22 protein-coding genes are annotated in these 20,240 nt (G+C 59.9%); 11 read left to right on the top strand and 11 right to left on the bottom strand.

What is annotated here, in order from left to right; all coding sequences use genetic code 11:
* Positions 1-253: 253 nt before the first annotated feature.
* Complete coding sequence (locus BM364_RS09745; RefSeq protein WP_092424078.1) at positions 254-742, top strand: TlpA disulfide reductase family protein; 489 nt, start codon at positions 254-256, stop codon at positions 740-742.
* A gap of 9 nt (positions 743-751) precedes the next feature.
* Here BM364_RS09745 and BM364_RS09740 read toward each other — a convergent pair whose 3' ends face one another.
* From BM364_RS09740 to BM364_RS09720, 5 genes are all read right to left on the bottom strand, one after another.
* On the bottom strand, positions 752-1,255 hold the full coding sequence (locus BM364_RS09740) for a copper chaperone PCu(A)C (protein WP_175528553.1): 504 nt from the start codon (positions 1,253-1,255) through the stop codon (positions 752-754).
* A gap of 25 nt (positions 1,256-1,280) precedes the next feature.
* Positions 1,281-2,609 carry an FtsX-like permease family protein gene (locus BM364_RS09735; protein ID WP_092424074.1) on the bottom strand — a complete coding sequence of 443 codons (1,329 nt, stop codon included), beginning with the start codon at positions 2,607-2,609 and terminating at the stop codon, positions 1,281-1,283.
* The gene (locus tag BM364_RS09730) at positions 2,606-3,286 is read right to left on the bottom strand and encodes an ABC transporter ATP-binding protein (protein WP_092424072.1); all 681 of its coding nucleotides are present in this window, start codon (positions 3,284-3,286) and stop codon (positions 2,606-2,608) included. The genes BM364_RS09735 and BM364_RS09730 overlap by 4 nt, the downstream gene beginning before the upstream one ends.
* Before the next feature lie 43 nt (positions 3,287-3,329).
* Positions 3,330-3,767 carry a hypothetical protein gene (locus BM364_RS09725; RefSeq protein ID WP_092424070.1) on the bottom strand — a complete coding sequence of 146 codons (438 nt, stop codon included), beginning with the start codon at positions 3,765-3,767 and terminating at the stop codon, positions 3,330-3,332.
* 118 nt (positions 3,768-3,885) lie between these two features.
* Positions 3,886-5,370 (bottom strand): alkaline phosphatase, encoded by a 1,485-nt coding sequence (locus BM364_RS09720; protein ID WP_092424068.1) that lies wholly within the window; start codon positions 5,368-5,370, stop codon positions 3,886-3,888.
* A gap of 345 nt (positions 5,371-5,715) precedes the next feature.
* Here BM364_RS09720 and BM364_RS18490 point away from each other — a divergent pair, with 345 nt between their 5' ends.
* Positions 5,716-5,859 (top strand): hypothetical protein, encoded by a 144-nt coding sequence (locus tag BM364_RS18490; protein ID WP_175528552.1) that lies wholly within the window; start codon positions 5,716-5,718, stop codon positions 5,857-5,859.
* A gap of 39 nt (positions 5,860-5,898) precedes the next feature.
* Here the strand turns inward: BM364_RS18490 and BM364_RS09715 are convergent, their stop codons facing one another.
* The 3 genes from BM364_RS09715 to BM364_RS09705 form a co-directional block, all read right to left on the bottom strand.
* The gene (locus BM364_RS09715) at positions 5,899-6,813 is read right to left on the bottom strand and encodes an SDR family oxidoreductase (protein WP_092424066.1); all 915 of its coding nucleotides are present in this window, start codon (positions 6,811-6,813) and stop codon (positions 5,899-5,901) included.
* A gap of 133 nt (positions 6,814-6,946) precedes the next feature.
* Positions 6,947-7,855: an AraC family transcriptional regulator gene (locus BM364_RS09710; protein ID WP_092424064.1), complete on the bottom strand. Its 909-nt coding sequence runs from the start codon at positions 7,853-7,855 to the stop codon at positions 6,947-6,949.
* A gap of 12 nt (positions 7,856-7,867) precedes the next feature.
* Positions 7,868-8,530 carry a TetR/AcrR family transcriptional regulator gene (locus BM364_RS09705; protein ID WP_092424062.1) on the bottom strand — a complete coding sequence of 221 codons (663 nt, stop codon included), beginning with the start codon at positions 8,528-8,530 and terminating at the stop codon, positions 7,868-7,870.
* A gap of 96 nt (positions 8,531-8,626) precedes the next feature.
* On the opposite strand from BM364_RS09705, the gene BM364_RS09700 reads away from it, so the two are divergent.
* Genes BM364_RS09700 through BM364_RS09685 form a run of 4 tightly spaced genes read left to right on the top strand, consistent with a single transcriptional unit; the run spans position 8,627 to position 13,028 of the window.
* Positions 8,627-9,091 carry a (2Fe-2S)-binding protein gene (locus BM364_RS09700; RefSeq protein WP_092424060.1) on the top strand — a complete coding sequence of 155 codons (465 nt, stop codon included), beginning with the start codon at positions 8,627-8,629 and terminating at the stop codon, positions 9,089-9,091.
* Positions 9,092-9,101: 10 nt separating this feature from the next.
* Positions 9,102-11,414, top strand: a complete 2,313-nt coding sequence (locus BM364_RS09695) for a xanthine dehydrogenase family protein molybdopterin-binding subunit (RefSeq protein WP_092424058.1) — start codon at positions 9,102-9,104, stop codon at positions 11,412-11,414.
* A complete protein-coding gene (locus BM364_RS09690; RefSeq protein ID WP_092424056.1) occupies positions 11,414-12,397 on the top strand; it encodes an XdhC family protein in 984 nt (327 codons plus the stop codon). Before BM364_RS09695 ends, BM364_RS09690 begins: the two co-directional genes overlap by 1 nt.
* Complete coding sequence (locus BM364_RS09685; protein WP_175528550.1) at positions 12,390-13,028, top strand: nucleotidyltransferase family protein; 639 nt, start codon at positions 12,390-12,392, stop codon at positions 13,026-13,028. The genes BM364_RS09690 and BM364_RS09685 overlap by 8 nt, the downstream gene beginning before the upstream one ends.
* A gap of 129 nt (positions 13,029-13,157) precedes the next feature.
* On the opposite strand, the gene BM364_RS09680 is transcribed toward BM364_RS09685, so the two are convergent.
* Entirely contained in the window at positions 13,158-13,673 is a 516-nt protein-coding gene (locus BM364_RS09680) for a MarR family winged helix-turn-helix transcriptional regulator (protein WP_092425266.1), read from the bottom strand.
* Between the two features lie 125 nt (positions 13,674-13,798).
* Between BM364_RS09680 and BM364_RS09675 the strand changes: the two genes are divergently transcribed.
* Complete coding sequence (locus tag BM364_RS09675) at positions 13,799-14,695, top strand: NAD-dependent epimerase/dehydratase family protein (protein ID WP_092424052.1); 897 nt, start codon at positions 13,799-13,801, stop codon at positions 14,693-14,695.
* Between the two features lie 557 nt (positions 14,696-15,252).
* On the top strand, positions 15,253-16,053 hold the full coding sequence (locus BM364_RS09670; RefSeq protein ID WP_139232565.1) for an SH3 domain-containing protein: 801 nt from the start codon (positions 15,253-15,255) through the stop codon (positions 16,051-16,053).
* A 174-nt stretch (positions 16,054-16,227) separates the two neighbouring features.
* On the opposite strand, the gene BM364_RS18485 is transcribed toward BM364_RS09670, so the two are convergent.
* A complete protein-coding gene (locus BM364_RS18485) occupies positions 16,228-16,452 on the bottom strand; it encodes a hypothetical protein (protein WP_092424048.1) in 225 nt (74 codons plus the stop codon).
* 176 nt (positions 16,453-16,628) lie between these two features.
* On the opposite strand from BM364_RS18485, the gene BM364_RS09660 reads away from it, so the two are divergent.
* From BM364_RS09660 to BM364_RS18605, 3 genes are read left to right on the top strand one after another with little or no spacing between them, the layout of a single operon-like run.
* Positions 16,629-18,695 carry a M13 family metallopeptidase gene (locus BM364_RS09660; protein WP_092424046.1) on the top strand — a complete coding sequence of 689 codons (2,067 nt, stop codon included), beginning with the start codon at positions 16,629-16,631 and terminating at the stop codon, positions 18,693-18,695.
* Positions 18,689-19,318: an SH3 domain-containing protein gene (locus tag BM364_RS09655; RefSeq protein ID WP_092424044.1), complete on the top strand. Its 630-nt coding sequence runs from the start codon at positions 18,689-18,691 to the stop codon at positions 19,316-19,318. Before BM364_RS09660 ends, BM364_RS09655 begins: the two co-directional genes overlap by 7 nt.
* Before the next feature lie 35 nt (positions 19,319-19,353).
* The gene (locus BM364_RS18605) at positions 19,354-19,911 is read left to right on the top strand and encodes a hypothetical protein (RefSeq protein ID WP_210186420.1); all 558 of its coding nucleotides are present in this window, start codon (positions 19,354-19,356) and stop codon (positions 19,909-19,911) included.
* Between the two features lie 136 nt (positions 19,912-20,047).
* On the opposite strand, the gene BM364_RS18600 is transcribed toward BM364_RS18605, so the two are convergent.
* Positions 20,048-20,240 (bottom strand): hypothetical protein (locus BM364_RS18600; RefSeq protein ID WP_210186419.1); only part of this gene is annotated, 193 nt, incomplete at its 5' end.

The raw sequence follows: 20,240 nt of genomic DNA, 5'->3' as shown, positions 1-20,240 counted from the left end.
CATTCCGCATTGCGCGCTCGGCCTCGGCCGCGAAGCCGTAGGTGTCCCGGTCAGGTGGAAATTTCGGCGAGGCCCTCGTTTCCAGCGCCCGCGCAACAATGTCTCTTAAAAGGGCATCTTTGCTCTAAATGGCAACGCCGGTTATTGCTGACGCCATTGACTCCAGAAGAGCCGTCTTCCGGAGCGCACATGGCGGGTTCGCTTGAGGCACAAGCTGTCATGAGGGGGACTCACGCGTGAAGTACAAAAGGGCATGCTCAGATACAGCACACTCGCCTTCGCTCTCTTGACGCTGCCCATAGGGGCATCTGCGCAGCCAACTCAGGTTGATCTGTCGACAGTTAGGGTTGAAAACGATAGGTCAGAGACTACGCGCCTGGATCGCTTGATCGGCGCAAAGACCATTCTGCACCTTTGGGCAACATGGTGCAGGCCGTGCCGCGAGGAGTTGCCCGAGCTTGAGGCATTTGCAGATGCTTATGGGCTCGAAGAACAGCTGGTGCTGGTCTCCATCGACACCATGAGCATGATCAATATCGACGCCTTCCTGGACGATCTGGACGTTGATCTGCCAACTTATCGGCAGGTTAAGGGCAATGTGGGCACCGCGTTGACGATCCTTGGCTATCCAAGCACTCTCGTGGTCGACGTCAATGGGGCGGTGTTGTTTCGGAAGCAAGGTGCGGTGGACTGGGGAGATCCAGATCAAGCCGCACACCTGCTAGAGCTCCTATCGCCTTAGCTGTCGCCTTTAGTGCTGGTGGCCGGCATGGCTGTGCTGGGTGGCCGTTGCCGATTCAATTTCCACGGCCGTATCGAGATGCACGTCACCTAACGCGATCTCGATGTGAAAGTGCTCGCCATGCACCAAAGGCGCGGTGAGGCCCTCCAGCCGGATCGCCAGACCATTGGGCGAAAGTACCATTTTCGAGCCTGCAGCGATCGGCATCTGAGGAATGACGGTATAGACCAATTCACCACCGGTGTTCTCAAGTCCGACCAGCTGCGCGGAAGCCGCAAGCTCGGTCTCCGCTCCGGTCAGTGTAACGGCGCTTTCGGAGATGTTCTCGAGCTCCACATAGACCAGCGCGGTGGAACCTGTGGTGGCATTTGCCCAGGCGTGGGTCGCTCGAACGCCATCTGCCTCGACAACATGATCGTCATGATCCTGGTGTGCCTCGCCATGGGCGTATGTACCCTGCGCCATGATGGTGGTGGCGAGTAAGGCGAGGACGATCAGGCAAGCTCGGATCATGTAGAGTCTCATATAAAATAGGAAATCAGCTGCGCAGGTCCGTAATGACCGGGCGCGACAGGGCGATGAAGGCCGGCACCAGGGCCAGCAGCACCGTGAGGCTGATGAATCCTGCCACAAGGTGAAATTCAGGCCATGACAGCGTGGCGTTGACCAGGATGTCGGTTTGCGCCGTCACGACGCGGGAGATGATGGCAGCGGCCAGAAAGCCGACGCCGACGCCGGCGACTGCGCCAATGAAGATCAGCGTTGCCGCATAGGACCAGACCACCGAGAACACGAATCGCGACGGAGCGCCCAGAGCACGCAAGAGTGCCAGCCGCCGGGCAAACAGGCGCATCAGAATGACGAGCCCGACAAGAACGCCCGTCGTGACCAGTACCTGGGTGATTACCGCCATCACGCTCATCACCTGGCGGACATCGCCCATGAGGCCATGAAGGGAAGCGAGGACTGCGCCGGGGAAGAACGCCATTGTCTCGGCGGTTTGAAACTGCGCGCGCAGCGCGTAGTTGGCATAAAGCTGCTCCGCGGAAACTAGCACCGCCGGTGTGCCCGGGAAATAGTCCGGATCAAACGGCGGGCCGAGTTGATCGGCCCGTTCGGGCGCGTGGCCGTTGGCAAGGCCATGGACTTCCCAAACGGCCTCCACCGGCACCACGATGGAACGATCCCAAGGGCTGCCGGTGGGTTGCATGCGGCCAACAACCGTGTATTTGAACTGCGCATGGGCGTCGTGTTCGACGGCGTCACCCACCCCATGAGCTGGCGTAAAAGTCGCGCCAATTGTCAGATCGACGCCCGAGCCGATCACCGCATCGGCATGGCCCCTGAACATCGCACCCTCGACCAGCGCGGGCGACATATGCGTCACGAATTGAGGGGTCGATCCCACAATGGGATAGGCGTTGTAGCTGTCCCCAAAGGCGATCGGTGCGGCGAGCGAGACGTTTTCCGCCGTGGCGATGCTTTGATAGGTGTCGCCGGACAGCAAAGGCACATCTGAAGGCTGCAGGTAAACGGCTGCAAACAACATGGTAATTTCGCTGCCCGGGGCTGCGACAATCAGATCAAACGGATCGGCAGCGCGGGCGGTGCCCTGGCGCAAGCCGCGCTCCTGCGCGATCAGCCCAACTCCGATACCGACGGAAACGGCAATCAGGCCGATGAAGAGCAGATTGGTCCAGCGGAAGCGCCACAGCATGGCGCGCACGAGGGAGAACGGGCGGTAGCCAAAAATCACCAGGCCGCCGACCACGAGCGCCGGCAGAAGCAGGACAAGGAGCACTACCGCATCCTGGGCGGCGATGGGCATCCATTCAATAGCGCGGTATAGAGGGCCAAGCGGGTTCATCGGGCCGCCTCATCGGTAGCGATGCGTCCGTCGACGATCTCGATAACGCGATCCATGCGGGTGTAGACGGCCGGATCGTGGCTGACGGCGACCAGCGTCTTGCCGGTGTCGCGCACCAGCGCAAGCAGATCGTCGATCAACGCATCAGCCGTTTTGCGATCAAGGCTCGCGGTCGGCTCGTCGGCCAGAATAACGGCCGGATCTGATGCAAGCGCCCGGGCGATGGCGACGCGCTGGCGCTCGCCGCCGGAAAAACTGTCCACGGTGCGCGCGCCATGAGAGATACCGAGCCGGGTCAGCACCTCTTCTGCTTTGCTTTCGATCGCCTTTTGGTGGGCGGGGTCAGAATAGGCGCCGGAAAGAGCGGCGTTGGCCGAGGCAGACAATTCCTCAAAAAGAAGAAAATCCTGGAACACCATGCCCACCGATCGGCGGCGAAAGGCGGCGCGCGCTCCGGCCGGCATTTGCAGCAGGTTTGTTTCGCCCCAGGTGACGGCGCCACTGGCGTTCTCGATCAAGCCAGCCAGCGAGAACAAGAAGGTGGACTTGCCGGCGCCGGACGGGCCCCGCACGCCAAGGCAGGAGCCGGGAGCAAGGTGGAGCTTAGGCACATCGAGCAGCATGCGCCCGGAGGCAGCGGTGACTGCAAGCGCGTTGATCGTGAGGCCCAGGGTCATCGCAGCGCGCCCGCCATTTGCTTAGGTTCGAGTTGGCCTGGCGTCAGGCGCGTTCCTGCACCGCATCCATCAAGCGCACGCGGCTGACAAAACCCAGTTCAGGATCGGTGTAAGTCCCCAAAGACAGGGTGCCGCGGGTGATGATCTTGACGTTGAACGGGATCACGTTGACCACGCGCTGCGCATAAACCGCCAGAATGTCGTTGGGCCATTCAGCCGCGTCCGAACAGAAGGGGCACACTGCCATGGGGCGGTTAGTCAAAACGTAGAAGCTCGAGTCGGCCTTGAGAGGGGGCGCCATGAAGCCCTCGATGGCAACGCGGATGCCCTCGTTCTCAGTGGCAAATTCGGTGAAGCTCATATCGTTATTGTAGAGTTCGCGCAGGCGTACTCGCGGCTCTGCAGCCAGCGTTGTTCTGGTGAGGAAAGGGGCTGCCAGCACCGCGCCGCTGGCGGTAGCAAGAAATCCGCGTCGGTTCATGAAACACTCCTTTGCCGGTTTAGGCTCGGGTTCTACCAAAAGCGCTGTCGAGTTTTGTGACAGTTGGATGAAAAAGGGGCCGGCAAAGCGGCCCCTCTAAACGTTGTGAGAACAAAGTTTACTGTGCGGCGTCCTGTGCACCGAAAACGGCATGGTGCATGACGTGGAAGATGGTTTCCTGATCCATGGTGCCACCGAACAGGTGCGCCCAAGGGCCGGTGGCCCAAAGGGCAACGTCGACACCCGAGTGGGTTTCGGAGGTCATCGGGATCAGGGCCTGCTGCAGGTAATCGGGATCGGTGACTTCTTCCTGGGTCAGTTCCGGACGTGAACCCGAATAGGTGCCATCTTCCTGTTCGATCAGAACCGAACCGGCGCCGTTGCCGAAGGTCACGACGGTGTAGGGCAGGCCGTCCGCTGCAAGCACAGGCTCACCCGAATGCTCGATCTGATCATCAGAGATGTCCATGCAAAGGCCCACCACCGAGCTGCCGCGGCCGCAATAGCCCTGGAAGCTGATGACGTGTTCGTGGTCGGCGGTCACGATGATCAGGGTGTCCTCGTCGACCATTTCCTGGGCAGCGCGAATTGCTTCAGCGAACTGCACGCCGTCTTCGAAAGCGCGGTAGGCGTTGCCGCCATGCAGCGCATGATCGACGCGACCAGCTTCCACCATGAGGTAGTAGCCTTCTTCATTGGTCGACAGATGCTCGATGGCCGCAATCGTCATGTCGGTCAGCGATGGCTCGGTGTCCGGACGGTCATGCTCGTAAGCCATGTCGGCATTAGCGAAAAGCCCGATCACGGGCTGGCTGCGATCAGACGCCGCAAGGGTTTCAGCGTCAAAAACATATTGCACGTCAAGGCCTGCGATACGCTCGAGCAGGTTCTGACCATCGGGGCGGCGGCCGGTGCCCTTTTCGACGGCTACGCCTTCACCGGCGAAGTCGCGGGCGCCACCACCGAGCGCGACGTCGATGACGCCAGCCTCCATCTGGTCAACAAGCTGGGTCGCGATGTCGCGGCAGCCTTCAGGCGCATCGTGGAACCAGTTGCGGTTCGCAGTTCGGGCATAAACAGCAGCCGGAGTGGCGTGAGCCACCGACGGCGAGGCAACGAAGCCGACGGAACGCCCGGCATCCGACATCATCTCCGAGAACAGCGCCAGCGGCTGCTCGCTGGAGCAGTCGTCGAAGACTGCGGTTTCATCAAGGTTGATGGTGTTGAACACCTGCTTGGCGCCGGTGTTCATTGCGCCGGCAGTCGGGGCCGAGTCAGGGGTCTGGGCGTTGATGTTGTAGGTCTTGATAAGAGCCGAGTGGCGGAAAAGATCGTGAGGAAGATTGTGCTCTTCGCCCAGCATTCCCTGCTGCTGTCCCTCGAAGAGGCGGATGCCGTAATTGGTGCCAACGCCCATACCGTCGGCGACGAACAGGATCACGTTCTTGGCGGGCCTGGTGTTATTTTCCGCAGCGATACGTTCGGCGAGGAGCTCCTGAGCAGCGGTGAAATATTCCGAATTGGCCTGCGGCAGGTCTTGGGCCATTGCCGTGCTTGCGCAGAGCGCGACAGCAAGAGTTGACGTAAAGGTGCGACGAAACATTTTGCCTCCGGGGTTCGGGTCGGGCGGACGCTATGTAGCCCCCGTGACAGTCGTGTTTCGGAAATATGACAGTTCCAATATCGATGGGGAAACACTGAGCGGGCCGAAAAAACTCTTCTCCGGTGAGACGCTCGGAGTGAAGGGCGGGGAGTGGATCGAGCCCGGATTGCGATCTCATAACCCGGCATCGTGCCAGGCTGTACATAGCGCAAGCGCGGCTCGCTTAGGCGCGAACCTCCTTCGCTGGTCGCGACGGTCAGTACGTGGTTGGCGAGGGCGCCCGAGACGAAGTCGATCACGATATCGATCCCCGTATCGAAGTGCTTGCACAGGACCACATAGGCATTGTCGCGAGCGCAATTTGACGTCGCCATCGAGAGGATCGAGCCTATGCGCATCGCGTGCAACCGCAACGACATTGCTCGCGCCAAAGTGTCGCGCTGGAGGAACTGGTTCGCCATGCCGCTGCGGCGCTATGGCCGGGCCTAGCACGAAGCCCAGGTCTCGCGCTGGTGAAGCGGTTACGCCTTAACGGAAGCTTGTTTTAGTGAGCTGTTCGGAGATCTCCCACAGCCGGGCCGCAACGGCGATATCCTGGGCTCGCTCGGGTGGACGTTCGAGAGTGGGGTAGCCACGCGTGCCGCCGAGCCCGTCGGGTCCATAATGGCCGCCATCCTGCGCCTGCGGATCGGTGGCGGCGTAAAGCGTCGGCAAGGCGCCCTGCGAGGCCGGCTGGAACAAGAAGGGCATGGCGTGGCGCATGATGCCGTTGAAGCTCCAGCGGCTCGCCTGGTTGGGGATGAGATCGGTGCGGGAAATGCCCGGATGGGCGGCAAGGCTTTCTATACCCCAGCCCGCCTGCCGGCTGCGCCGGCTGAGTTCGAAAGCGAACATGATGCAGGCGAGTTTGGACTGGCTATAGACCTTCATCGGGTTATAGGCGCGCTCGGCCTGCAGGTCCGCAAAGTCGATGGCGCCGTTGCGGGCAGCGACACTGCCCAGGCTGATCACACGAGGTCGTTTACCCTTCTTGAGCAGGGGCAGCAGGTGGGCAGTAAGGGCGAAATGGCCTAGGTGATTGGTACCCAGCTGCAGTTCGAAACCATCGCTCGTCACCTGCCGCTTGGGAGGCATCATCACGCCAGCGTTGTTTATGAGCAGATCCACCTGGTCTTCCTCGGCGGCCAGCTGTTGCGCGAAGCGGGCGATCGAGACGAGGTTCCCCAGATCCACTTGGCCAAACCGGATTCTAGCGCCCGGCGCGGTCTGCCGAATGCGGGCGACGGCTTCAGCGCCCTTGTCGGGATTGCGGCCTGCAATAATGACATTGGCTTTGGCCTTGGCGAGGGCCAGTGCATCCTCAAAGCCGATGCCGCCCGTACCGGTCACGACTGCCGTGCGGCCGGCCTGCGAGGGCATGTTCTGTGTGGTCCACTTGCTCATTGTCTTTCCTCACTCCTGGGGTGCGAGACCCTATCCGCAATGGGCCGGGCCGTGTTGGTGAGGACAACTTGACCGGCAAAGCGTCGGCTCTCCATGCCGAAACTTCGAGAAAACTTGCCTGATCCTCCAGCCGTCAGGCTGAGGCCTGTTCTACCTCGCTTGCGCGCAGGTTCATGCTGTCGCGCTTGGGCGGTACGCCGAACGTCCGGGAGTATTCGCGGCTGAACTGCGAGGTACTTTCATAACCGACGCGGTAGGCGGCATCGGTGACAGTGACGGCGTCTGAAAGCAGCAGGCGCCTCGCCTCGAGCAGGCGCAGCTTCTTCTGGAACTGCAGCGGGCTCATGCTGGTCAACGTCTTGAAGTGGTGATGGAAAGAGGACAAGCTCATGCCGGCCGTCGAGGCCAGACGCTCGACCGGCAGGGCCTGCGCGAAGTTCTCGCGCAGCAGCCAGATCGCCTTGGCCACGCGGGCCAGATGCGTTTCGGGCAGGGCCAGCCGGCAAATATCGTTGCCATGCGGGCCGGTGAGCAGCCAATAGTATATTTCCCTGAGGATGGCGGGGTAGAGCACCGGAATGGCGCGCGGGTTGGCGGCGAGCCCGACGAGCCGGACGATGCAATCGGCCAGCGCTGCCTCGACATCGGCGATGAACATGGCCGGCCCGTCGCGATCGGAAATGCGCGGAGGATCGTCGATGCTGTTGAGCACGTCGCGCAGGACTGCCGGGTCGAACTCAACGGTCACACCGAGAAATGGCAACTCCGGGCTGGCCGCGATGATGCGCCCGCAGGCCGGCAGGTCCACGCTGACAACCAGCGCTTGCATGGTGCCGTAGTGCAGGCTCTCGTCTCCGACCATAAACTGCTTTTCACCCTGCACCACCACGCAGAGTGAAGGGCGGTAGAGCGAATGGTTGGCCTCGACCTCCCGAAACGCGCGAATGACATGCGCGCCAGTCATGGGCAGGGGGAAATATCCCTCACCACCGCCCTGACTGTCGATGAATTCCGTGACGGCACGAAGCAGCGGTGAGGTCATCAAAATCTCCAGTCACGTGCGATCATCGGATTGGGCAAAACCTGCGCCACGCAGAAACACAGCGACGGCATGCCGGATCTCCGGGACATCCAGATCGGGCGGCGTCTTGGCAAGCGGATGGTCGGGCAGGGGTTGGCGTGCTTGCATTAGCGTGGCGAAGCGCTGCCGGGCGGTCGTCATGTTGAGGAAAAGGCTGGCCAGCATGACATAAGCTTCGTCCGGCCTCTGCTGCACTTTGGGGGCACGGTGTCGTTCGACCGCGCGAAGATAGTCGGCAATGAGCTCTTCGGCTTTTTCGATCACGTTGCGGTGCAGCATGGCGCCAAGATCGACGAAGCGCTCTGCCTCGCTCATGATCACCCGCTGGAGGCGGACCGCGCCTTTCCAGGTCGAAAGCTGGCTGAAGCCTAGAGCGAAGGCGGAAAGTTCCGCCTCGGGATCGCTGACATCCTCGAGCCGAGGCAATTCGCTGTGGAACATCTCCACAGCCTTGGCCAGCGCGCTTCGAAACAGCGCGTCCTTGCTGCCGAAATGGGAATAGACCGTGCGCTTGGTCGTCGAAGCACGGGCAGCTACTTCGTCCATGGAGGCCTTTTCGTAGCCGTGCTCGACAAAGGTGGCGATCGCCACCCGCACGATCACCTGCGGCAAGGGTTTTCCGTCAATGGTCTTCATCTGCGCCCCGATCCTGCTCCTTATGAACGCATGTGCAGGCCATTGACAACCCTAAAAGTATACTACACCGTATAGACTACATTACGGGAGTTTATGATGGTCCGCTTCATAGTCAACGGCATGTCCGCCGATATCGACGTCCCGAACGATAAGCCGTTACTCTGGGCGCTGCGTGACGAACTTGGCCTTCTCGGACCTAAATACGGATGTGGCGTTGCCCAATGCGGTGCGTGCCGCGTGCTCATCGACGGTGTTTCGACGCCGTCCTGCGTGACGCCTTGCGCTGATGCCGAGGGTACCAGCATAGTGACGGTCGAAGGACTTGCCGGCCCCGATGGTGCGCTTTCCATAGTGCAGCAGGCCTGGATCGACGAGCAGGTGCCGCAATGCGGCTTCTGCCAGCCAGGATTTCTCGTCGCTGCCACGGCGCTTTTGGAACGCGTTCCAGAGCCCACCGATGCCGATATCGATGCCTCGATCACCAACATCTGCCGTTGCGGCACGTATCCGCGTATTCGCCGCGCAATCCATCGCGCCGCAGCTTCGCGCGCCCGCAGCTGAGGAGCTCGCGATGCCACGTCTGCTGTCCCGTCGCACTTTCCTGCTCACCGGTGCTGCCATCGGCGGCACGGCCCTCGTCGCCGCCGTTGGCGGCGTTGGCTACCTCGCCACAGTTGATGTCGAAGGTCTACTTGGCTTTGTCGATGGCGATCATGCTGCGCTGAATGCTTTCGTAACCATCGGCGAGGATGGGCGGGTCGTCGTCAATGTGCCACGCACCGAAATGGGGCAGGGCATCCATACCGGCCTCGCCATGGTTGTTGCCGAAGAGCTCGATATTCCTTTCGATGATCGCATCAGCGTGGTGTTCCCCACCGAACCGCTGCCGGCCTATGCCAATTGGTTCAACGTGCTCGGTGTCCGCCCCGAATATGCCAGCGGTCCTGCCGTCTGGCTCGGCCGGCGCATCCTCGGGCAGTTAGGCTTCATTTCCACCGGCGCCTCCGGCTCCACCATGGCCATGTGGCACCCCATGCGGGTCGCCGGAGCCGCCGCCCGTCAGATGCTGCTCGCCGCTGGCGCCGCCCGCATGGGCGTGCCTGCCGATCAGCTCACTACAGTCGAAGGCTTTGTTCGGCATGAAGCCTCCGGCCGCGCCTTCTCCTATGGCGAGCTAGCGCGCGAGGCGGCCGTGCTGCCCCCGCCACAAAATCCCAGCTTCAAGCCAGAAAGCGAATGGCGCCTGATCGGTCGCTCGCAGCCCCGCGTCGATCTGCCAGCCAAGGTGCGGGGCGAACCCGTCTTCGGCATCGACGTCACCCTGCCCAATATGCTCCATGCCGCCATTGTTCACGCGCCGGTCTTTGGCGCCATGGTGGCCGGCATTCGCAACCTGGCCATGGTGCGCGCCGAGCCAGGTGTTCTCGATGTCGTCGTCATCAATGATCGCCAGGTTGCCGTGGTGGCCTCAACTTGGTGGCAGGCCGACTTCGCCACACGCCAGCTCGACATTGAGTGGACCCCGACCGATGCGGATGACGTCGACAGCGCCGTGATGACAGGCCGCCTGGAGGCCGGCCTCGCCGGCGAAGCTCCGCATACCTACCTCGACGAGGGCGATGTCGAGGCTGTGTTTGCCGGCGGGGCCGGTCCTGTGGTCGAGGCGCAATACGCCGCTCCGTTCCTCGCCCATGCCTGCATGGAGCCGATGAACGCCACGGTACTCATCCGCTCCGATGGCACGGCCGAAGCCTGGGTGCCAACGCAATCGCCTATCGCCGTGCGCCAGGGCGTGCAGCGCGGGGCTGGCTGGGCCGATGTGCAGGTCGGCTCCGTCACGTGCAATGTGACCATGAATGGCGGCGCCTTCGGCCGCCGCAGCGATCAGGATGTGGTGGCCCAAGCAGCCTTTCTGGCCGCGCGTCATCGCGGCCGTCCGATAAAGGTTATCTGGTCGCGCGAGGAAGATATCGGCCGCGGTCTCTTCCGTAGCCAGGCTGCTGCGCAATTGCGGATTGCCTTGGGTCGCGATGGCCAGCCGCTCGCTTACGACGCACTGGTGGCAGCTCAATCGGCCATGCAATCGATCGCCAGTCGTAATCTGCCGTTCACGCCAAGTCCCGATGGCGACATGCTCACCGCAGAGGGTCTCGACAAGGGACACTACACAATTCCCAGTCGGCGCCTGCGCAGCAAGAACGTGCCCAGTCATATGCCTATCGGTTTCTGGCGCTCCAACGGCTTTTCGTTCAACACCTTTTTCACCGAGAGCTTTGTCGACGAATGTGCCCACGCGACCGGCACCGATCCACTCGCCTATCGTCGTGCTCTGTTGCGCGATAGTCCTCGTCATCTCGCCGTGCTGAACCGCGTGGCAGAGATGGCGGCTTGGGACACTCCGATGCCTCCCGTCCGCGGGCGAGGTGTCGCAATTGAAGATTGCTATCGCAGCGTGGTCGCTCAGGTGGTTGAGGTCAGTGTCGTCGCCGACGGCGAGCTACGGGTGGATAGAGTATTCTGCGCCATCGATGTCGGCATGGTGATTAATCCCGACGCCGTTATCGCCCAGATGGAGGGTGGGATCATCTTTGGCCTGACGACCGCGCTCATGAGTTCGATCACACTCGAGGCCGGGGCGGTGCAGGAGTCCAATTTTCATGACTTCCCGATGCTGCGCATCGCTGATTCACCCGAGATCATCGTTGATATAATCCGGAGCGACGAGCCGCCCGGCGGTGCCGGTGAACCGGGCATCGTTCCGGTTGCAGCGGCCCTGGCCAATGCGATCTACGACGCTACCGGCCGACGGCTGCGCTCGCTGCCCCTGGCAATCACCCAAACGACCGGCGAACGCCGCACACGCCGCGTCCTACCGGCAGCCTGATGGAAACACAGGTCCTTTCCGAGACAATGCCTCTGGATTCGGAGGTTGCTCCACTCCTGTGGCTTCTTCAGCAACTGGAGGCAGGAAACGATGCGGCATTGCTGACCATAACCGGTTTGCATGGCGGTTCCCCGCGGCCAATCGGTACGCATATGGCTGTCGTCAGCGCTCGGAGCTTCAATGGCTACCTGTCTGGGGGATGCGTCGAAGCCGCTATCGCTTGTGAAGTGGTCAGCGTCATCGAGCAGCGCAGCAGTCGGGTCCTGCGCTTCGGTCGAGGGTCGCCCATCTTCGACATCCAGTTTCCCTGCGGAGGCGGGATCGATGTCCTCGTTTCCCCAGGCATTTCCATTCCGATACTGAGGCAGGCGCTGGAGCACCATAGACGGCGCGAGCCCTTTTCGCTCGCGATCACGCCGGCTGACGAAGGGGTCAGCATAATTGAAGATACGAGGCGCTTCGGCTGGGTCGACGGCACTTTCTTCAGGCCCTATTTGCCTGCAACCAGACTATTGCTGGCGGGGAGGGGCCCCGAGCTGGAAGCAATTGTGCGGCTGGCTGTTGCGAGCGGTTTTGGTGTCGACGTTGCGAGCCCGGATCTGCACATCATCGATCGCATTGGAGGCACCGTCTCGTACGCCCAGCACCTCAGGAGCACTTCCGACATCTGCCGCGTGCCGACCGACCCATGGACCGCAACCGTGCTGCTTTTTCATGAGCGGGAATGGGAGGATACGATCCTGAAGATGGCCCTGAGCGGGCCAGGTTTCTATATCGGCGCGCTGGGAAGCAAGCGAACGCAGACCGCGCGCCGCCAGCAACTTTTGGCAGCCGGGCACGATGCCGCACTCGTGGATCGCGTCGTCGGGCCCATCGGGCTCATTTCCCAGGCACGCGACCCAACGACTTTGGCGATCTCCGTTCTCGCGGAAATCGCGATCAGCCGGCGCAACGCCGATACGGACACGCGATTGCATGGTTGATCATCCTGGTGTTCTGCGTGGCCTCGCCGTCATCATTCTTGCGGCGGGCGCTTCCCGACGGTTTGGACGCGAGAACAAACTATTGCAGCCCTATCGCGGCAAGCCGCTGATGAGCCATATTCTGCACGCGGTCGAACAACTTGACGTTGTTCTGCGCCTTGTTGTCACCGGTCCACCCTATGCCGATGAAGTCAAGCAATTGCTATGCGCTCATCATGGATGGCAGGAATGCCTCAATCCGAACGCGCTGCAAGGAATGGGTACCTCCATAGCGGCCGGTGCCAAGCAGCTTGGAGCGCATCGCGGCGTCTTCATCTGCCCAGCCGACATGCCTGATATTGGCGCGGAGGACTTCAGGGAAACCGGGGCGCTTTTCCAGGACCGAAGCAGCCTGTGCCGCCCAACCTACAATGAAAGTCCCGGCCATCCAGTATTGTTCGGCAGCGCCCATTTTCAGAACCTGCGCAACCTTAACGGCGTAAACGGGGGCGCGGTCTTGATCAGGGACGCGACGACGCCTGTTAGGACCTACGCATCGTCCAACTCCGGCGTGATCCGAGATTTCGATACGCCGGCGCAATTTGAGGCGATCACTCGCTCCTTAGAGGAACGGATTCAACGACGATCCTGATAACTCCCTGCTTGTTCCCAATGGTCGCTCTTGCTCGCCATCACACCGCCAGACTGCACCTTGGAGCCTCAAAACTGAACATCTGCTTCAACGATTGGTTGAAGTCAGAGGGAGTTCTGACAGTCGTGATCATTTAGATACTGGCATGTCGAGCTGTGATTCATCCCGCATTGCCCGTCGCTTCGTTACCCTCATCCCGTCGGCAAGCATTCTGGTCAGTCTGACCAAGTCGTCGAAGTCCTGCCGCGACCAACCATCAAAGAGTTCATGCGCCATCTCATGGCGAGTGGCATCGATGCCTGCCGTGCTGTTCCTGCCTAAGGGGGTGATGGTCGCCTCTCTGACGCGCCTATCTACCAGGCTTGGCTGACGCGAAACCAGGCCCAGCTGCTCTAGTCTCGCCACTTGGCGGCTAACTGTTGTGTGATCGCGGCCGATACGGTCAGCAAGGTCCACCACGCCAACCGGTCCCAACTTGTCTATCAATACCAATAGTGGAAACAGAGCCCGTTCTAGCGAAAGACCGGCCCTGCCCAGCATTGCCGCATCACGCTCCGGCTCGTTGAAGAGGCCGACGATGTCGATGACAGAGCGGAGGAGCTCCGGCAGAAACGCATCAATATGTGTATTTTGCACATTGTCCATTGACCTTGATCTCCTTAGATCTAATATGTGCATTATACACGCAAAATGCTTGATTGAAACGGCATCGATGAGCTGATCCAGGCTCAACAGCGACAGCTTTCGAAGCGATAGAGGAAGGGCCGGCTATGCGTATTTTTGTGACGGGCGCGACGGGCTATGTAGGTGGTGCCGTGGTTCAAAAGCTTGTTGCACAGGGCCACAAGATTGTTGGATTGGCTCGATCAGAGCAGTCAGCGAAGCTGATGTCGGCCAAGGGGCTAGATATTTATGCCGGTGATATTTCTCAGCCGCAGGATCTGCCCGGCATCCTTTCGACGGTCGATGCCGTAATCCATACGGCGGTTGGACTGCCACGTGGTGTGACGGAGGCCGATGCGGTTTTTGCCGAGGCGCTCATCGATGGACTGGAGGGAACTGGCAAACCTCTCATTTTCACCAGTGGCCTCGGTGTCTACGCTGGCACAACCGCACATTATGTAGACGAGAGTACGCAATTGTCCCCAGCCATTCCGATGCAGGCGCTGCGCGTTCGAATCGAGAACACCGTTTTAGCGGCTTCAAAGAGGGGCGTGCGCAGTCTGATTTTGCGCCCTGGGCATGTCTATGGCCAAGCCACAGGCGGCATATTTGTACGGACGCTGATCGCTTCGGCAAAACCGACAGGGATAGGCTCCTACATCGGGGACGGAACAACGCCTATCTCGGTCGTGCACATCGAGGACATTGCCGAAGCTTTCGTCGCTGCCCTTGAGTTAGGACAAGCAGGCACTGTCTACAATTTGGTCAGTGAGACAGTCTTCATGAGAGAGCTTGCCGAGGCGGTAAGCATCGCTGTCGGTGGGGCTGGAAATACTCAGTCTTTGACGGTTGAGCAGGCCCAGCAACTGTGGGGGCCGATAGCCGCCCTTTATGGCTCATCGCCAATCGTCTCGACCTTACGGGCTGTAAGCCAATTGCGTTGGACAGCTGTTGCACCGGGTTTACTGTTCGAGCTGACCAACGCTTCGCTTTCGCAAACTTGAAGTGCAACACGGCCGCTCGCCTTCGCAGGTCCTGATCGTCATCGGCAGCCAACTTTCAACGATGCAATGCTGAAAGCTGTCTGGCCGGTTATTACCCTAGGCTGGCAGGGCAAGGTGGGACTGCGAGCACGGACCGGCGGCACTCGCCCCCTTTTCGGTCGTAGAAGCACTGCGACCCGATCCTGAAACGGCCATGCATAGTGTGGGTTAGACCAGGATCGGTGTCATCTCCACACTGAACGAAGTCAGATTTTCCCTGAGGTCAAAAGATAACTGGATTGACGGCGATGGTTGAGGCGACCATGAATTCTGCTGGGTGCCGATAATCTGAGTTTCAGGAGTATTCTATGCTTCAAGTTTCCAGGCTACGACTTGCTTCATTTGCTTTCGCTGCGCTTGCCGCTATTGTGACGCCATTAGCGGTCATGGCGCAAGAAACGCGTACTGTTGATGTGCGTTTTCCTTGAGGGACGAGCGGGACCACCATTTCCGACACCATCGTCGGGTACGAGGCGATCAATTATCGCATTGGCGTGTCTGCCGGTCAGAACATGTCGGTGCAGCTCGATACCGACAATCCCAGCAACTATTTCAACATCAACGCGCCTGGCGCGTCGGAGTCCGTGTTCAACGGCTCGATCTCGGGCAACTCGACTAATCTGACCATTCCCTCGTCCGGCAACTACATCATCAGCGTCTACCTGATGCGTAATGCGGCACGGCGGGGCGAAAGCGCAGATTTCGATCTGACCTTATATGTCGATGGCACCGCCGCCCAGGCTCCTCGTCCAACAACATTGCCGTCCGGCCCCGTGGCGCCGAGGCCCGTTGCCTCCATGGATGGTGGCCCCGATTTCTGGCAGGTTCAGGGTCTGGGCAGCGATACGCTGAACGTTCGCTCTGGCCCTTCCACCGGCAATTCCGTTATCGCCACAGTCAGAAACGGCGACACGTTACGAAATTTCGGCTGCACCATGAACGGCAGCACGCGCTGGTGCCAGGTGCAAACTCCGAACGGCCAGCAAGGCTGGGTTGCCGGCCGTTATCTGCATGAATCATTTGGCCAGCCTTCGACGCTGCCTTCAGTTAATCCGCGCCCCGTGCCTTCACAGCCTCGCCCGGTTGCTGTTCCCTACACGCCCCCTCCCGCAGCAGTCTCGATTGATCAGTTGCCGCGCTTCTGCGCCGGTGAAGCCTCGGCGAAGTTTGGAGTTCGACCCACGGAGATCACCGTAAATCCGGTGCTCGATGTCGGCGCCAATTTCATCACCCAAGGTTACTTCGATAAGGACGACGGCAGCAGCCAGTTCTTCAACTGCTATTTCGGCAAGGACGGCAGCTTCCAGTCGGTGAACTGATCCAAAAGGGCAACAACCAATAAAGTCCGGGGGTGAGGTACATCTCCCGGACATTTCTACTCATATGTCGAGTATACGAGGTTGAGCGTCTCCGATGGGGCCCTTTTGTGACAGCCTGCCCCACAATATCATGACCCGGCTCCTTCTCAGGCACTGCCCAATCACAGTTGAACCCTAGACTGCCGGCGAACTTGGCAGAGCTTGCGCTGCAATAGAGGATGCCACGGTCACTAAGATCACGAGGGTCACCGCACCAAGGAAGAGGGACGTGGCCAAGAGAAATGATGGCATGGGGTTCATGGCGTCGATGCGCCAAAGCGTGAGCGGATAGAAGACGAACCAGGTGATGAGCTCGTAGAGCAATTCCTCGATCGACTTGAGCAGTTTCATGAAGTCCATGCTGCGTCTCCAAGCATCTCGGGGGCGTGAACGCTTCGGGAGCAGAAGGGACGGAGCTCGTCGCGAACACCTTATCTCGCTTCCACCAAAGCGTTTTCCCTATTATCATAGGTTAAGCGTACAGAGACTGCATGGCCGTCGGAAGAGCGTGACGGGCCTGGCTCGGGAGATTCTGAATGTATCTCAATCTTGGCGTGGCTCTCGTTTTGTCGACTTCGGCTTGGGCAGTTTCGGCCCTGGCGCAGGATCTGGCACCGCCGCCTCCCGGGCCGGAAGAACTCAACTTTTCCATTGAAAATATGGACCAGTCGGTGTCACCGCGCGATGACTTTTATCGCTATGTGGCCGGTAGCTGGTTGGACAAGACAGTCATTCCACCGACGCTGCCCGAAGTGAACGTCTTCAGCTTCATGGGAGACCATGTCACCAAGCAGATGGCCGCCGTCATCGCTACAGCCGCTGCCAACGCCGATCAGGCCAAGCCTGGTACCGCAGCGCAACAGGTTGGTGATCTCTACAATTCCTACATGGACGTTGATCGCATCAATGGCGAGGGTATGGCCGCGTTGCAACCGGCTCTCGATCGACTTGAAGCGGTAGATTCCCTTGATGACCTTTCCACCTATCTTGGGGAAAGAGGCCGAGACACCGGCTCATTCGTGCTCGCCGCGATCGTACCCAATGCCGATAGAGCCGATTCCAAGAAGATGGTCTTGTGGTTTCTCAGCGGAGATCTGGGGATCGCGCTGGGCGCGATCTACGAAGAGGGCGAAGACTCTGCGAGGGCAATCGCCTACAAGACCTTCGTTCGGGATATGCTCGTGGTTGCCGGCGATAGCTCCGAAGACGCCACCAAAACCGCCGATCTCGTCTTCGAACTTGAAGCCAAGCTGCATGCCGGCAAGGCGACACCTGTAGAGCGGGTCGATCCTCGAAATGTTTACAATCCTGTTTCGTTTAAGGACCTTCAAGACGAAATCCCGGAATTCGATCTGACGCGACTGGCACGCGGACTTGGGCTCGAGCCTGAGGAAAATGTGGTCAAAACGGAGCCGCGCTATCTCGGTGTGCTTTCGCAGGTGCTCAAGGATTATTCCCTCGATGACATCAAGAGTTACCTGCGCTTCCGGCTGATCGAAAACTATGCCGGCTATCTTGATATTGAATTCGAAGCGCCCACGGATGCCCTGATCCAGTCCATCCTCGGTATCTCACAGTCCAAGCCACGAGAGGAAAAGGCGCAGGCGCTTCTCAAATCGAACCTGGGGCAGCCATTGTCGAGACTATATGTCGACGCCTATTTCAAAGAGACAACGCGGCAGACAGCCCTCGACATGATGGACCGGATCATGGCGGCGTTTCTCGATCGCATCAAGACGAGGACGTGGCTTAGCGAGGAGACACGCGAAGCTGCGATCCAAAAGCTTGAGAAGCTGACCTACTATGCCGGTTATCCCGATGAATGGCTCGACTACACCGATGTGGAGATCAAGCCAGATGACCTCATCGGCAATATCACCCGGCTCAACCGACACTCGATCGATGTCGAAGTGGCCAAGATGGGACAACCGGTGGTGGAAGAGCATTTCGCCGATGATGCCACACTGCCCTTGAGCATCAACGCTGCCTATAGCCCTGCCATGAATGGTTTCGACGTGCCGGCGGGGATCTTGCAGCCGGGCATGTTCGACATCACTCAGCCAGCGCCGGTCTATTTCTGTCGCCTGGGCGCTGTGCTTGGCCATGAAATGACGCATGGCTTCGACAGCGGCGGGCGCCTGTTCGATGCCGATGGCAATCTGCGCGATTGGTGGACCCCCGACGACGCTGCAGCCTTCGAAGCCGAAGCGCAGAAACTCGTCGATCAGGCCAATGCCTATGAGGTGCTGCCGGGGCTGATGGCCAACGGCCCGCTCAACGTCAAGGAGAACATGGCCGACTATGGCGGCATTACCTTGGCCTACGATGCTTTGATGACCTATCTCGACGAACATCCCGAAGAGAATGTCGAGATCGATGGCCTCACGCCTGCCCAGCTGTGTTTCGTTGCCTTCGGTCAGATGTGGGCCAGCAAGAGCACCGATCAGTACACGGCCTATCTCGTCGGCACCGACGTGCATGCCACAGGTGACTATCGTTCCTTCGCCGCCCTTCAGCATCTGGACGCCTTCTACGATGCCTTCGGCATCGTTGAGGGCGATCCCATGTGGCTCGCGCCAGAGAAGCGGGTGCATGCATGGTAAGCCATTACACAACAAGGCCGGTTCTCATTGCGTCTTTATTGGCGTCTCTGTCCGGTGTTTCGTTCGCACAGGACGATGCCGCGTCCGGTCCTGACTTTTGGGCAGTGACCGGCCTCAAGCCGGGCAGCAGCCTCAATGTCCGCGTGAGTCCGTCGTCATCGACCGATATTGCCCTGCAGATTTCCGAAGGCACAATCCTTCGCAATCTCGGCTGCGAGGGCAAAGGCGACGCGCGTTGGTGTCGGGTGGAATTCCCAGACGGTTTGGCGATTGCCGGCTGGGTTAGCGGTGCTTATTTGCGAGAGTCCGGCGCACCGCCCGATGCCGATGCCCTTGTAGCTGGGACACGATACAACGCCACCGGCACGCTGCCATGCATCCTGATCGACTATCCTGGCACGACCGAGTGCCCTTTCGGCGTCATTCGGGCCCCAACGGGACTTGCAAGCGTGTTTATCACCCTGCCAGATGGCTCGGAGCGGCTCATTGAATTTCGTGAGAAGGCGCCGCTGACACCGACTGGCACGACGATGACGTCGAGCCGAAACGATGACCTGACAACCGTGGTCCTAGATGGTGGCAAAGAGACCTACACCATTGCCGACGTGGTCTTCGGCGACTGACGGCAGTCACAGCGGCGACAAGAAAGGAAAGTTTAGTGAAAAAGATCGTTCTCGCAGTCGGATTGGCCGGAATGGCATGCGCAGCGACACCGGCGATGGCAGCAGTGCCGCAGCTCAATGTCACGTGTGCCGATGGCATAGAGGTTCATGCCGACGAGGGCGGGCCAGTCTATATCGACGGCGAAGAAGCCCAACTCGAAGTTTTCAACGACGACTATTCTGAAGCGAGCCTTGATGGCACGACTATTTCTATCGCGATCAACACCGATGGGACGGCTGGCGTGTCCTATACCGGTCCAGGCGGCGCGAATGGCATTTGCAGCCCGGCTGCAGGCGATCAAGCGGCCTCTACAGGATCAGCCAAAATTCTGTTCTTCAATGCTGAATGCCCCGGAGGCATCTCTGTCCATGCCGACGAAGGAGGGCCCGTTTACCTGAACGGGAAAGAGGCTGAATTCACTTCCTACAGTGAGAGCTATTTCGAGGCCAAGGAGGGCGAGGTGACCGTTTCGGTGATGAGCATGGCGGACGGTACGCTCGACATTTCCTACACCGGCCCGGGGCGCGCGAACGGCATTTGCAAGCTTCAGTAGCGTTCGGACAACGGTTCGGGTTGTCAGCCCGGCTAGGCTAATGGCGGCTTTTGCCGAAAGATTGCCAATAGCTGACAGTCCGCTGTCCACCCCGACGCCGCCGGTCTCCTGACGACCCCATACCGGTCGTTAAGTCCTACTGCTCCCTTTCCCCAAAGCTGCCATTGGCCGCCGCTCGATCAAGACTAACAGGCGTCCTGTTCAAGTCGCTAGAAGCGGCGCCAGCAATTTCCTGAGCGACAAACCTGAAGATCACGATCTGAACCATCCTCGTCTGCGGTCGTTGGCCGACGGAAGGGAGATCGCCATGAGCTATGTTCGCTTTGGCA

Source organism: Devosia crocina (genome assembly GCF_900116545.1).
Taxonomy (GTDB): Bacteria; Pseudomonadota; Alphaproteobacteria; order Rhizobiales; family Devosiaceae; genus Devosia; species Devosia crocina.
This window is presented reverse-complemented; position numbering and strand designations above follow the sequence as displayed.